This window comes from Acinetobacter sp. CFCC 10889 (assembly GCF_003268395.1).
In the GTDB taxonomy this organism is placed as follows: domain Bacteria; phylum Pseudomonadota; class Gammaproteobacteria; order Pseudomonadales; family Moraxellaceae; genus Acinetobacter.
Genome location: NZ_LQXQ01000016.1, coordinates 37,675 through 52,479, shown reverse-complemented (window position 1 = coordinate 52,479; position 14,805 = coordinate 37,675). Strand labels below are relative to the sequence as shown.

At 37.1% G+C, this 14,805-nt stretch carries 12 protein-coding genes and 1 pseudogene; all 13 read right to left on the bottom strand.

Going from position 1 to position 14,805, the window contains the following annotated elements; all coding sequences use genetic code 11:
• Window positions 1-11: 11 nt before the first annotated feature.
• A complete protein-coding gene (gene rpsP / locus AVJ19_RS07915; protein ID WP_004826436.1) occupies window positions 12-269 on the bottom strand; it encodes a 30S ribosomal protein S16 in 258 nt (85 codons plus the stop codon).
• A 145-nt stretch (window positions 270-414) separates the two neighbouring features.
• Window positions 415-876, bottom strand: coding sequence for a type IV pilin protein (locus AVJ19_RS07910; RefSeq protein ID WP_111859213.1), 462 nt, complete (start codon window positions 874-876; stop codon window positions 415-417).
• On the bottom strand, window positions 870-1,325 hold the full coding sequence (locus AVJ19_RS07905; protein ID WP_111859212.1) for a type IV pilin protein: 456 nt from the start codon (window positions 1,323-1,325) through the stop codon (window positions 870-872). The genes AVJ19_RS07910 and AVJ19_RS07905 overlap by 7 nt, the downstream gene beginning before the upstream one ends.
• Before the next feature lie 10 nt (window positions 1,326-1,335).
• Window positions 1,336-4,854, bottom strand: a complete 3,519-nt coding sequence (locus AVJ19_RS07900; protein ID WP_111859211.1) for a PilC/PilY family type IV pilus protein — start codon at window positions 4,852-4,854, stop codon at window positions 1,336-1,338.
• A 15-nt stretch (window positions 4,855-4,869) separates the two neighbouring features.
• The gene (locus tag AVJ19_RS07895) at window positions 4,870-5,634 is read right to left on the bottom strand and encodes a pilus assembly PilX family protein (RefSeq protein WP_171334181.1); all 765 of its coding nucleotides are present in this window, start codon (window positions 5,632-5,634) and stop codon (window positions 4,870-4,872) included.
• Window positions 5,631-6,653, bottom strand: a complete 1,023-nt coding sequence (locus tag AVJ19_RS07890) for a PilW family protein (RefSeq protein ID WP_111859210.1) — start codon at window positions 6,651-6,653, stop codon at window positions 5,631-5,633. Before AVJ19_RS07890 ends, AVJ19_RS07895 begins: the two co-directional genes overlap by 4 nt.
• Window positions 6,654-7,160 carry a type IV pilus modification protein PilV gene (pilV, locus tag AVJ19_RS07885; protein ID WP_111859209.1) on the bottom strand — a complete coding sequence of 169 codons (507 nt, stop codon included), beginning with the start codon at window positions 7,158-7,160 and terminating at the stop codon, window positions 6,654-6,656.
• Window positions 7,154-7,601: pseudogene (locus tag AVJ19_RS22505) on the bottom strand (GspH/FimT family pseudopilin). The gene pilV and the pseudogene AVJ19_RS22505 overlap by 7 nt, the downstream one beginning before the upstream one ends.
• A 777-nt stretch (window positions 7,602-8,378) precedes the next feature.
• Window positions 8,379-8,888: a type IV pilin protein gene (locus AVJ19_RS07875; RefSeq protein ID WP_111859208.1), complete on the bottom strand. Its 510-nt coding sequence runs from the start codon at window positions 8,886-8,888 to the stop codon at window positions 8,379-8,381.
• Window positions 8,869-9,303, bottom strand: coding sequence for a type IV pilin protein (locus AVJ19_RS07870; protein ID WP_111859207.1), 435 nt, complete (start codon window positions 9,301-9,303; stop codon window positions 8,869-8,871). Before AVJ19_RS07870 ends, AVJ19_RS07875 begins: the two co-directional genes overlap by 20 nt.
• Window positions 9,304-9,310: 7 nt before the next feature.
• Window positions 9,311-12,979: a PilC/PilY family type IV pilus protein gene (locus tag AVJ19_RS07865; RefSeq protein WP_213067210.1), complete on the bottom strand. Its 3,669-nt coding sequence runs from the start codon at window positions 12,977-12,979 to the stop codon at window positions 9,311-9,313.
• A gap of 53 nt (window positions 12,980-13,032) precedes the next feature.
• Window positions 13,033-13,842 (bottom strand): PilX N-terminal domain-containing pilus assembly protein, encoded by an 810-nt coding sequence (locus tag AVJ19_RS07860; RefSeq protein ID WP_111859206.1) that lies wholly within the window; start codon window positions 13,840-13,842, stop codon window positions 13,033-13,035.
• Complete coding sequence (locus AVJ19_RS07855) at window positions 13,839-14,804, bottom strand: PilW family protein (RefSeq protein WP_111859205.1); 966 nt, start codon at window positions 14,802-14,804, stop codon at window positions 13,839-13,841. The genes AVJ19_RS07860 and AVJ19_RS07855 overlap by 4 nt, the downstream gene beginning before the upstream one ends.
• Between the last annotated feature and the right edge of the window lies 1 nt (window position 14,805).

Genomic DNA, 14,805 nt, shown 5'->3' with positions numbered 1-14,805 from the left:
AATTGTCAAAATTATGCAGCAGCTGCAGCTTTTTTAGCTTGAGCAGCTAAAGAAGCAACACGTTCAGAAGGTTGCGCACCTTGTGAAACCCAATGAGCAAAACGGTCAGCATCTAAACGAAGTTTTTCTGCTTTACCTTGAGCTGTAGGGTTAAAGAAACCGATACGTTCGATGAAACGACCGTCACGTGCATTACGGCTATCAGTCACAATGATTTGATAGAACGGACGTTTTTTAGCACCACCGCGTGCAAGACGAATAACAACCATGATAGAACCTTATAGTTTTTACGGATTATCCCTGTTTCGACCATCGAAACATTTCAAACCCCTTTCATAGAGGGCAATATTTTACGTTATCTTTACCACGAAAGAAAGTGCAAAATTTATTTATCCACAGTTTTGAATTTAAATTTTAATCCGTCCATGTGGAAGTATTGCTTAAATCTGTAGCTGTACATGTTTGACCTTTTGCCCAAAACTTTTCACCTCGGTGATTTAAACAAATAGACCCATCATTTTTTTGTGAGGTAGTTGCTTCTGGTGTTGCAATCAAAGTCCAAGTATTCGGCTCTACATCTGTCAGCTCAATACGATATCGAGCTGTTCCTTGGGTAGGTATTTTTCCAGAATGCTGTAAATCAGCTAGGGTAACTGGTGTTTCAACATCATTTATAAGTGGTACATAAGAAAAATTTGCAATTTTAAAGCGCTGAATCCGAGCTGCTAATTCGAGCAATTCAGACTGTGCTTCAGCTCTATGTGTTTTCCGTACATATTCTTGATAAGATGGATAAGCAATAGCCGCTAAAATTCCAACTATTGCAACCACAATCATGAGCTCAATCAATGTAAAACCTTTGCTATGCTTTACCATTCTTCACGCCCCGTATCTTTATCACCACATGAAACAGCTGTGGCATCAATCAGATTTTCCGCTTTATTTTTACAACGTATACCTGTGCTCGACATGAGGAAATTATAATTTTTCGTATCTTCAGCAAATGCAGTGATCACCCAAGATTGATTCCCTGCACCTCTAGTCACAGCGAAGTTATACCTGACTGCACTTCCCGTTGCACCTTTGGGTGAAACTTCCATTTCTACAGGTAATGTAAAACCTTGATAATTAAAATTTCTAGATTTATGTCGATCTAATGCAATCGCAATTTGCTGCAAGTGCTCTTGTGCTTGAGTCGCCTGAGCTCTACGTGCATATTCTTGATAAGATGGAATTGCGATTGCGGCAAAAATTGCCACAATCACTACAACAACCATCACTTCAATCAACGTAAAACCATCTTGAAATGAGTTATTTTTTTTCATAATTCACCCATTAAGATGTTGTTTTAGGTGCGAGTTTTTCATACCAACGTTGTGGGATTAGGCACATTTCTGTCGCTTCACCATTACCAAATCCACCTGTTACAGTTAAAGCAATACGACCACTGGTATTAATACAATAGTTTGTTGCACTGGTATCTCCTGTCGCTTTGGGTGGACAGTCTTTCCCTACACATTCCCCACCACTTCCAGTATCACCACCGCCCTCCCCAGTGCCACCACCTTTTTTACCCCCGACAGTAACCGTATGAATACCCACACCAATCACACCACGTGCATGCTCTAATTTTGATGAGCATTGACCAAAAGGCATACAGAAAGCAGTTAACATACTTTCACCTTTCACACCTGCACCACAGTCACCTGAAATGCCTGGTTTACTTGCATCAAAAGTAGAAACATAGAGTTTGTAATTCATTACTAAAGGAGTACCAAAGACTTTTTCACTTTGTTTTTTATATTTATCGCAGTCCGTTTTCTTTCCATCTACACCCACTGTACACGTTTGGAAACGATAAAACCAACCACCTTTCTCTGCAAAAGGTGCAACCAGTGTTGTATCTGCAAAACGGTTACTTTCTGTAATTTCACCTAAATTCAATTTTCCAAGATTTTGTGTATTTAACCCTGCTGTTCTGTTAAATAAGTCACGGCGTGCAACATCTTTATCATAGATATTGTAAATAGCATCATAATCATATGTTGTATCAGAAGAATAGCTATCTAAAGGAGTACTACGATTACCGCTACCCTGTGAAATCACAGCAAATGTTGTACCATTTTGATTATATAAAGAAAAACCTGGCATATCATAGAATCTTGGACTTTTTTCACCTGCATTTAAGGTCAAAAGCTTAACAGGGGCTTTGGGAACAGCTCCTTTTGTATTCTGTTTATTATCCAAGTCTATTCTAAATAATTGCCCACCCAAATCACCAAAATACAAATGATCAATTAAATCATCACCATCACGATCTACAGTACGGATCTCACTGACAACACTATACTTTAAATCTCTACTTTGAGTTGAAATAACACCTGTATTCACCTTTGCATCTGACGTAGCCGTAGCATAATCACTTGCCCACCAAAGTAGATCTCCGTTGTCAGCATCAAACATATATACCCCAGCACCTTTAGATCGGCTTGGATTGTAAGTCGCTTTCTCATACCCCTCATACAATCCTTTCACATTATTTGTATGCGCATCACCATCATCACCACCAGCATCATAGCCACCACCCACAAACATCACACGTTTACGTGCCCCTCCCCAGTTCACCCAACCAATAGATGGTTTAGACCAACTTTGCCCCATATATTGCAGTTCACTAAACGTTGTAGAAGAATCACCGCTATAAACTTTTTGGCTTGCAGGATCAATATGAAATTTAAGCTTTGGACTATCAATATTACTCAGATCAAGCGCATAGTAACTACGCCCCCCCATACGTAATCCACCATAAGCCATTTGCATACCTTGCTGGCTATCTGTACGCCCCTTACCAACAACAAGATTGCCCTTATTATCAACAACATACTGTGTATACAGAGACCAAGCCCCATCTATACCATAATAAAGTTTTTGTAAGCCCCCAGTCGTTACACTAGATAATCTAAATGCATCTTTTTGTTTTTCAATCATTTCATGGGGTACAAAAGCAAATTTTTCTACACCTGTTTCAGCATCAACAACATGCAATAAACCTTGTGTTGTTCCAAACAGCACATAGTCTTCTCGATTGATTGAATCCATAACTTTAGTGGTTTTGTTATATTCTAATTTTCCTTTATTAGTAACTAATAAAGGATAGGAGTGCATTACCGCCCCCATTTGACGTAAATTTGGCTGTGCTTTGAGTTGCTCAACAGTTGTAGGAAGATTAGTAACATCAATGTTATAGCCTAATAATGAAAGCAAATAACCCCGATCTGGATCAGTTTTATAAATTGAATCTGTAAGATCTGTCAATTGCACTTGACGTAATGCACCAGTGCCAACAAAAGAACCATTTACAGCCTTACGATTGGTTAAAAGCTTACGTTCTGCTTTATTTTCTGCATTTACACCCAATAACATTTGCGACCATGCACCACCACGTGCAGCAAACTTTTTACTTCCAACCGTATTTTCATCGCCATTTTCTACAGCAGTATTCAAAGCTTTCGACCAAAAATCATAAACAGCAGATGTGATATTCCCATTTGCATCATAAACAGGCTCTTTAATACTGCCATCTGTTTCAAATACAGTTGCTGCATTTTTAGCTTTTAAAACACCATTTTCACTGACTAAATATTTTTTTAAGTTCCCTAACCAAAGCTGATAACTTGTATTGGGTGTAGGCTGAAAGGTTTGATAATAAGCATTATCTTGCAGCTCAGCAGGATTTAAAGCATCTCGTGGAATCGTCGGAGAGCCTGTCGTTACCGATGGAATATCCTTAGATAAACTACTAATAAAGTCATTTACGCTATCCACTACATCTTGAGAGCTATTACCTGAATACCAACCACCTTCACCCAAAATTCCCCAACGTGCAGCACGCTTAACATCACTATTTATCGTTCCCAGTGCTGCTATATTTTCTGCTTCTGTTTTCGTCTTATCAAATGAGGCAATATTATTAAATGCATTACCAAAACCAACCACTGCTGTTTTAAACTTTAAACCTTTACCATTTAAACTAGGATTAATTAATGCAGCATTTAGTTTGTTCGTGCAATCCCACCCATCACTGCTAGAAGTACATGAAAATCCACTTTTATTTATTGCAATTTCAGCTAATTTATTTACACCACTATTCGAGTTAGGCTCTCCATCTGTAAGTACATAAATACCTTGCCCACTACATTTTTGTATATCCTCACTTTGTGTTAAAGAAGATGGTGATTCATATCTATTATCTTTTTTTGTTGTTGAATGTGAGAAGCTCCATCCACTATCCGCTTGACTATTATCTGTTGATACTCCCATAAAATATGCAATCACTTCTGCATAAGATTTAGCTGTTGGCGTACTTGTTTTCATTGTAATTTTATTGATGCGATCCACCAACAATTCACGTTGTGTTTTTTCCACTTTATTTTCAATAACCTTAGCATCTAAACGACGTGCAGGAACTAACACAGCACCTTTACTGCTACTACTGTTAGAGTTTAAATTACCCTGATTATTAAACGATATTGCACCTAGGGTCGATAGCCCAATAATTTTGTCATCACTAATTTTAGTAATACCTTTACTTGCATTACCATTTAATAAGTCACGCATAGCAACCTGTACACGCTGCCATCGAGATTGTGATTGACCATCTTTTCCATTCATACTGGTTGAAACATCTAGCATAAACATCAACGTAATATCACCAGACTTTGCATCTTGGTAAATATCAATATCACTCGCTTGTGTCACACTGGTACTGACTAACATGGTCGATATTGCTGCAATACTTGCTGCTAAAACTTTATAACGACATGAACTCAGGAAATTTTTGTTTGATGTTTTCATTTCATTACTCCAAATCTATACAAAGTCTTGAACAATCACATATTCAGTGACATATGAGGTGTATGGGACATTTAAATCAGAAAGACACTCTGTCACAGTTCTACGTGCATCAGCACTTAATGCAACCGTAGTACCTTCAGGGACTGTTGCTTCACTCATGTGATTCTTAAAACAATTATTTATGTCCGTTGCTGAGGCACTTGTAAGTGTAGGCATCACAGATACAGCAAAAACTTTTACAGGCTTACTACGATCAAACTTTACTGTTTGATCATCCGTTCCAAATTGCGCTCCGAAAAAAGGATCATTTTCTGAAATACTTGAAAACTTAACAGCAACTTGCGTCATGACTGCTTTACGACCACTAGTAAAAAAGTTTGTCTCACTTTCAGCAGCATCACAGTAGCCATCTGCACCAAATTCGCTATTGGTCGGTGCTTGTTGTCCAGGTTTCCAATAAATTAGACTTGCTCGGCTAATATCAAAAAAACCAGTCTCTTCGCCTCGATAACAAAAGACCATTTCTTTATCTTTGTCTGTTGCACCACTGATATAGCCAAACATGCCACTAGAACTGAGTGCCTGAATAATATTGTCTTCTCGTTCAACATTAAAAAAAGCCGCATCTGCATTTTGCATTAGTAATTGTTGTGCTTGACTATTTGTTGCAATATTTAAACCGACCAAACTTTGCTTCACAGCCAAAGTTCCTAACGCAACAATAGCCAATAGAAGAAATAGGACAACAATTAAAGTTGCTCCACGCTGTTGATTAATCACTGTCCTCTCTCCCCAAAAGCATTACGTAGTGCGATCGTTTGTGTAACCACTTGTCTGGCATATTTTGAAGAATTTGTTGTAGGTACTGTAACTGTTACATCTTGATCCAAAACTCTAAACACCTGATCATCAGCAAACAATCCACTACCTACAGCCTGATTTGAACGTACTAATATGCCTAATTGCACTGCTAAAATTCGAGGTTTTGTTGCCATTGCCATATAGGTCGCTGTATCTACATAACGATGACTTGTACCTGATTGAATTGAATACAACACTCGAAAGTGATCCGCCCGTTTTAAAATAATTTCCCCATCATCACCAAAGTTGGTAATTTCAGTTGGATTCCCCTCTAAAGGATAATGTCCTGCATCACACGCAAGCCCTAAAGGTGTATTTGGCTCATTTTTATTATTATTATCATCAGCTCTTAAAAAATATCGTTGTACAATAACTTGCCGACCTTCCGCACGACTAAATTCTAGTTCCGTCCCCTCGCAATCTACCCCGCCATACCAAACATCATCATTTTCATCTGTTGTGTTTTTATGATCTAGAACATATTGTGGTACAAATTGAATGGTCAATTGATCACTCGATATATCTTTCACATTAGATACACCTGTCCACTGAGGGCTTGTACCTACTCCAAGCCCTTTACTACGTGTGAGTAAGGTCTCATGTGCTGTCGCCCCCACTATGCTCATTGGAATATTGGATCGATCTACTGCACTCACTTCAACTGAATTAGCGGATGAGCGAAAAACAATACCACCATATGCAGTTAAATCATTAATACTAGACTTAACCGTATTCAAATTACCTAAGCGAATATCTTTCACGATATAATTTAGACCAAAATTTGCATTGTCCTGTAAACTCGCCTGCCCTTGCTGCAACGCTTGACTACGAGAACTAGTCAAAAATAGCATCGTTGCTGCTGCAACAATCACCAAACCTAGTGCTAATGCAAGCATTAACTCAATCAATGTAAAACCTGCTTGTTTAATACGGTTCATTTAGTAAACCTCCATAATCAAACACGTTGAGTTTGGCTCATAATTCGTTCCAGTCGTGCAGTTCCCATTATTTGCACCATCCGTTGCCGCAGTATCCCCCCATGCAACGTATATGCATCTACGATTGTCCTCATTGCCCTGACAAGGTAAATAATTTGCAGTCATACCCATTGTCCGTGCTTTCTTCGTAATCAGCTCTACATCAAAATCAGCCAAATCTGTACTTGAACAATTCGCATTAAAACAATTTGTAGAAGAAGTCATTTGTGTATCAGCTCTATTTAACTGAAATGCATAAACTTCTTCTGCACCACGATTGACTCGCATTCTTTCAGCTAAATCACGCGCTAAATTAACCGCTTGAATTCGTGAACCACTTTCAGCCGTTGCCTCTATAGCTCGATACTGCAACGCAATAAACCCCATAACACCGATTGCTAAAATTAACAGTGAAATAAGCACCTCAATCAAGCCAACACCCTGTTGATTCTTATTGATCATTAGCATGTCCCCTCAACGACTTGTTGAATTGTTCCCATTTTAGAAACACTCACTGTTTGGGATTTCCCACCTTGTTCTGAACAGATCACAAATGTCGTATCTGATCCTGCATTGACTACACTACCGTTCAATCCATAAGTAATTTTTTTTTCGCTCGTAGATGTTAAATGCGCTTTTCCATAAGGCATCCAATACATGGTCGTGTCAGTATTTTCAGCTAATGAATCTGTTTCATTTGTGCTCAACTCTACGTCAACACTTCTACGTTCTAGTGCTGCTTTTGCACGTGCTTGATTTAATACACCAATAAGCTCATTTGTACTTTTTTTTTAAATTTTGTTGGGCGAGCATATTCCCAAACGATGGTGCTGCCATCATCACAATAATCGCCAATACAGCGATCGTGACCATCAACTCAATCAGCGTAAATCCCCTGAAAAACTGCATGACATTGTCCAAATTACAATTTTATACACATTTAATACTAATGTTTTATTTTTCAAAAAGAACAATCGAGGGATGAAAGGGGTTATTTACAAGATAATCGGATTAACCAAATGATTTAAAACAAGTTTTTTTAAAAAAAAATAATAAAAATCACTAAAATATTAAATTAAACAACAAACATCACATTTTAATTAACTATTTATAAATTTAAACTAAAATTATAGAAATACCGTGACTTAATCCCATGCAAATAAAAAGCATACTCTATCGCATAAGAATAGACTGTCCTTGATGTAATTTACAAAAAGGATAATGTATGCTGAAAAACGAAGACTTTAACTTGGAAAACTATAGATACTCATTAGAAGTTTGCTATGAGCAAAAAGCAAAACACTTATACAGCAGAATTTAAAGCTGAAGTAATAAAATAAAGACAATGTTTCAGAAACATTAAGACAGCTTGGCATATCCATGCCACACTTTCCAATTGGTACAATAAAACTAAATCAGAAATATTAATTGGAACACAACAATGTTCCTCTAAACTTACTGCTCTACTGAAAGAAAAAACCTGAAATAACAACTCAAAACTGCTGAAATGGAAAAATAATTTCTAAAAAAGCAGCAGCATATTTTGCTAAGGAAAACCACACATTAGAGATTAAATTCAATGAGCACCCATAAAGGGTATAACTAATTTTTATTGATCAAAAATCAAGCTAAGCCATACCCTTTCTGTCTATAAATCAATCTTTACAGATCAATTTACCATTATTCTTATCTATCTTCCCACTTATTACTACAAGTTGTTACTGGAATAGGATTACCATTATCATCAATCTGTGCCGTTACATTTGCGTTATCATTATTTTTATACCAACACTTTACACCTGCTGAGTTTAAATAGATAACTCCTGTTCCCTGTTGTATCCCTGTTGTTACTGGTTTTGCAACCAATAACCATGATTGTAAATTTGCTCGTGCATCAGTAAAAGCAACACCAGATATATCAGTTAAAGTGAGCTGGTAATTTGTTTTATTGAGAGGATATTGACTACCTCCCAATAAAGTTAAATTAACGCCAAAAAAACTATGATTTACTAAACGGTAGGCTTCCAAATCTTGTGCAAGTGTCAAAAGATGACTTTGTACATCAACCCTATTTCCTCGTTTTACATATTCTGAATAATTAGGAATTGCTATAGCAGCTAAAATACTTATTACAGCTATGGTGATCATCAACTCAAGCAATGTAAAACCAAATTGTTTACCAGTTTTCGCTTCCATCCGAACTTACCCCACAATTTATAAATGTTACTTTCGATGCTGTTTTATTCCTACATCTAAGACCTTGACTATTAAATAAATATGTAAAATTCTTTACATCTTGTGGAGTAGCCTTCATCACCCATGCGGAACCATCCGTAGCTAAATTTGTAGATGCTGTTGCTTGAATATTAATTGTATATTTAAGCGGATCCCCAACATTTATTGAAACAGGCGTATACAATCGATAACTAAAATTTCGAGATTTAAACCGTTCTAAATCCTGAGCTATACGTTGCATTTCTGTCTCAGCCAAAGAAGCATTACTTTTGAGTATGTATCGCTGATAATTCGGGTAAGCGATTGCAGCAAGCACTGCAATCACAACAACTACAATCATCAACTCAATAAGTGTAAAACCATTTTTTAAATTCATTTTTCACCTATTTAATATACCAATTCATCGGTTTTGTTTGAGCAATACATTTCCACTCGCCCGTACCTTGAAGATTATCTGCTAACTGCAATCCTCCACAATCTCCATTTGAATCTTTTGGTGCAAATGAACTTCCTAAAATTCCAGCTCCTATAGGTGGATCTGCAGTCTCACCAGTAACCTGATCTGATACTTGCCCTGGGCGGTAACCTGTTTTATTTTCTACAGTAGTATTAATTGTTATATTCGCACCTGTTCCACTCAAACATACACCAAATGGTAAACAATAATATTGACGATAAGTTTCTCCTATTACACGAACCTGGCATGGATCTGGATTTGGATTAATTATTTCACTTTCTGGATCATAAACTGTTGCCACCAAAGTATTCGTAATGGCAATTAATGGTTCAAAAGCCTTAATACCACCTAATTGACGATAAGTATTATTTGCCCTCTCTGTCCCAGCAAAATTACTTGATAAAGAACGATACCAACCATAACGAGTCGTTGGTACAACTGTACCAACATAAGGAATGAGCTGATTTTTTAATGTAGTAAAACCACTATTTCGAACAACAACTTGAGGATTTTGTACAAGACTACCTAAAGTTAAATCCTTAATATCCAATGTATAATTAGCTGCATAATTTGTATTTGAATCTTTTTTCAACACATCTGTGTCCATGATTGCATACAAATTATTCGCTAATTGTCCTGTTAATGCTGTAGGTACTGATGATGGACGTTTTCTCCCCAAAGGCGCAACATCTAATGGTGAACTACGATCTCCAGAGGCTGCTGTCATCAATACAAATCGTTTGCCTTGCTCACGATGCATGGTTAATGTTGGTGCTTCATAAAAACGTGGATTATTCCCATTCGTAATACTTGTACCTGCTGCATTCGTAGCCAAGTTTGCAATTTTAACAACACGTACACCAAAACTTTCGCTGTTTGCTGTTTTATTTTTATTGTTCAAATCAACACGGAAAATTTGTCCTCCAAGATCCCCAAAATATAAATGATCCACTAAACCATCAGCATCAGTATCCAATGTTGAAATGTTACTGACAATACTATGCTTCATATCAGCATTATTTTTATCTGCACCAGTATTACTTACCCAAAATAAGCGGTCTCCTGTTTCAGCATCAACAACATAAACAGCATTACCTTTCGCTGTTCTCTTATTTGAACATGCTGTTTTATATTCAGCACTTTTTGATGTATCCGCTGTATAATCAGTACCTAATTTAAAACGTGGATCCTCATAGCAAGTATCATAACCACCACTAATAAACAGTACCCGCTTAATCGCACCATTGATTCGAATATTACCTAACACTGGTTTAGACCAAGATTGCCCCATACTGCTATAATTCGTTTGATCTGAGCTAATTCTAAATAAAAATTTTGGTGAAGTTTTTGTTGTAATATCCAAGCCATAATAGCTACTCCCCCCCATACGCAAGCCACCATACGCATACATTTTTTCAGCAGCAATTCTGGTTACTGCTGTATCTCCTGAACCTACCTTTTCATACTTATATGTTGGATCAACCTCCCAAGCTGCATCTGTTCCTACAGCCACACCTGTGATAGAGCTTTCATCCTTTTTCAAAGCTGAAGATTGTAATGGATCAGACAAAATATCTGACGGAATAAATGCAAACTGCTCTACTCCAGTACTTGCATCGACTAAATGCAACCCCCCTTCCATTGTTCCAAACAAAATAGATTGACTACGTGCAGATTGTAATTCACCATCACTATTCAACTCACCAGCATAAGTTACTTGCACAGGGAGCGAATGAGAAATTCCTCCTAAGCTATTCCATTCTTTTCCTCGTTCTTGCAAAGGTACAGTTGTTAAGTCTGTTGGTAAGGCAGTATTATTTAAATCAATTTTAAAGCCTAAATAGTTAAGTATTTTACGTTTTAATAAATTAGTGAATTTTGAGGTTACTGCATTTTCATTTAAACTTGTTATCGTCGTTGCTAAAGTCGAGTTTGCCACTTCTGGTAAACGTAATAGACTTGCTCCACTAGATAATTGAGTTGTTAAATTATTACTATCATCTAACTTAAAGTTAGTATAAAGATTTCGTACTTTATTTGGTTCGTTAACAGTAGGCATTGGAATATTTTTATATGCACCACCTTTATACACACTTCCCCCTTCATCAGCACTTGCAGTCCCCCACAAATCATTAATTCCTGTATTAAACTTTCCTCTGCTATTTAATACCAATGGTGAAGTTGTAGATGTCCCCTCAGCCAAAGCACCATTCACAATATCATATTTTTTTAAATTTCCTGCCCATAATACATCAGTACTTCCCGGTCTTGGCTGAAATGCTCGAACATAACCAAACGGCATAACTCCTGTTGGATTTAGATCATCAATAGGTACAGACCAAGCACCTGTAGTGAGTGGTTCAATTGTTCCTGTATCTAAATTATTTAAAGCTGCCAATACACTATTTGTAACATCTACTGCTTCTTTTGCTTGGAAAAATCCACCATTACCAAAACCAATAGTGCTATTCCGAAAAATCGTATTCGGCTTTTCGGTTTTATCAGTATTATAATACGAACAATCATCTCCCTCTTTTGCTGACCCAAGCTGACATGCATTACGTGTATCAGTAGTCAATGAAGTTGCCATAACTCCTTCAAACTCTTTACCAAAACCAACAAAAGCAGTCTGTATAGGCCGTTGTTTTGGATTACTCACTGCATATAAACTACGTGCAAAAGCTCCCATGCACTTCCAACCACTACTAGAATTACTATTTGCAATCCCATTTGAAACATCACATGAAAAAGAACTTTGATTTAGCGCTTTTGCCATAATATTGGCAGATTGAGTATCAGTCGTGTTATTGGGTTGACCATCAGATAAAATATACACTCCCTGTCCATCACAAGTTGCTGCTGTTGCTGGCAAGGGGCTACTATAAGCCGTTTTCCCTGAATTTTTTGCTGTATCAATAGATTTAGAAAAACCACTATTACCACCAACGTTCGTACTTACTGTTGTTGTACCCAATAAATACGCAGCCGCTTCAGCATAGGCGTGTGAAGTCGGTGTTGACCATCCTGCATATAATTCAGCAATCGCTTTTTTCAAATCCTTACGATGCGCTGAATTCACTCCCCCTAAAGCTTTTGCTGGGACTTTAATGATGCCAGATACACTATCTTCTGCTGAATAATACCCTAATCCAATAAATGCTGCTTCTAGTTTTGGATCTGTACTATTTAATAGCGCAAACATACCATCTTTCAAACGACTTAAACGGTCATAATAAGGTTTTGGGTTATTCCTCTGTTTACAAAAAGTACGTGTGTACGAAATATCTGTAAACACACTATCTGTTACTGTTTCTGTACTATATTTTGTTCTCCCAGTAACACCTGAACTACAGGTTTGATAAGTAAAAATGTCAGGATAATCCGCAACAATCGAATGGTTTGCTGAATTATCCGCAAGAACGCCCATACTCCCTGAGCGGTCTAGCATCATGATTAATGTTTTTTGACCTGCTGTACCTGGGCCCGCATATATCTGTAAGTCTGATGCTTGTACCTGCAATAACGATGGTGCTGCAAATAAAAAACCACTACCCATCATTACTTTTAATAGGTGGCTTAGATATGTTCTTTTCATTCTCATTCTCCATCTTACGGTTATTGAGAAAATAAATTTAGTTAAAATAAGTCTTATTCAGGTTTAGAAACTTCGATAAGTGTATTCGCCAATGTAAACTCTTGTGTTTGCGATACCACAGGAATTCCATAACCTGATATACAATCTTTTAAAGTTTTTAATGTAGGATGTTCAGTATTATCATTAAGCCTAGGCTGAGATGTGCTTAAACATTGACTTTGGACGGTACTTATAGATGCTGTTGAATATGCAGGTAGCATCGAAGTTGTAGTTACCCTTATCCGTTGACTACCAGTAATCTTTGCACCTAAGTGAGCTGCTCCACTTGAATCTGTCCCTTCAGGTAAATATTCACCTTTTTCAACTTCACCAACACTTTCCGTAATTAATGAAACAGCCACCTGAGTTACTACGCCTGTTCTTGCACTTCCGAAATCAGAATTTAAATCACATAAGCTACTACTAGCACCAGAAATCAAGCGCATAGTATCGGTAGTAATCGCTGCCCCAGTCGTGCTATACGGTGAAATTTGCACAACCTTATCAATAGGTGCAAAATTTTTCTGTGTTTGGGGTCGATAACAAAACACATATTCTCGATCTGGTAAATTACTATTAATTACCAAGCCAACCACATTATCTAAGCGTCGCAATACAACAGGTGATTTATTACGAATGATATATAAAGGCAAATCTGCAGATTGAATAAGTAATTGACGTACTTGACTATTACTTGCTATTCGTAAACTAGTTATAGAATACTTCACAGCTAATGCCCCAATTCCTGTAACTAAAAGCAAAATGATTAAAATTGTAATTAGTGTCATACCCTTTTGTGGTACCAATGATTGGGTAATTCTCATAATTTGTCTCCCAATGCATTACGTAAAGCAATCGTCGTGACATATACATTACGTACAAATTTATTTGTTACACCAGTCGTAGCAGGTGTATTTAAAGTGACTGTTCTTCCTAAAATTTCATATGTAGACAGTGTAATCGGGGCTGTTCTAACTTCATTTTGTGACCTAATTAGCACCGCCATTTTAATCATCTCAATTGAAGGAACTTCCTGAGCTGGAGTAGCATTTCGAGCCGCTGTTGCCACTGCTGTATATTCGGCTACTGTATAATAACGATAGTTATTACCAGTACGTGCACCTAATAAAAAGCCAAAATAATCAACATTAGGAATAATAATTTCACCAGTGTTATCAACTCCAAACCCAGTTAAAAATGTAGGGGTTGCATTCGGAGTATTTAATGGTGTATTTGCTACACAGGCTAAACCCATGCTTGTAATATTTGTATCATGATCCGCTTTATTATTCTCTTGACGTAGGAAGTATCTCTGTACAACTCGATCACCTTTGCGAACATTTTCACCTACGCAATTTTGCATATCGTTTGGTGCAACAAATTGTATAGTTAACTGATCACTCGCAAGGCTTACATTACTTAGACCACTAGTAGATCTTGTGACAATTGTATTTTCAAAAGCAGTCGTAGCATTTGCATTTCCCATAGCCAAATTAATATTGCTCTGCGTAGGCAATCCTGTTGTGAAAACAACCCCTCCTCTAGAGGTTTGATCATTTAAAGTCCGATTTTCAACATTACCATAATTAGCCAACCTCACTTGATTCGCGATATATTCAAGACCAAAAATCCCCCCATCTTGAATTTGAGATACCCCTTCTTGTAAGCGAGAGTTTTTCAAACTACTTAAGAAAATAGCCAAACCAGCTGCCACAATTAACAATCCCAATCCAATTGACACCATTAATTCAATCAGCGTAAAACCTTTTTGCTTTATTTTTATCATT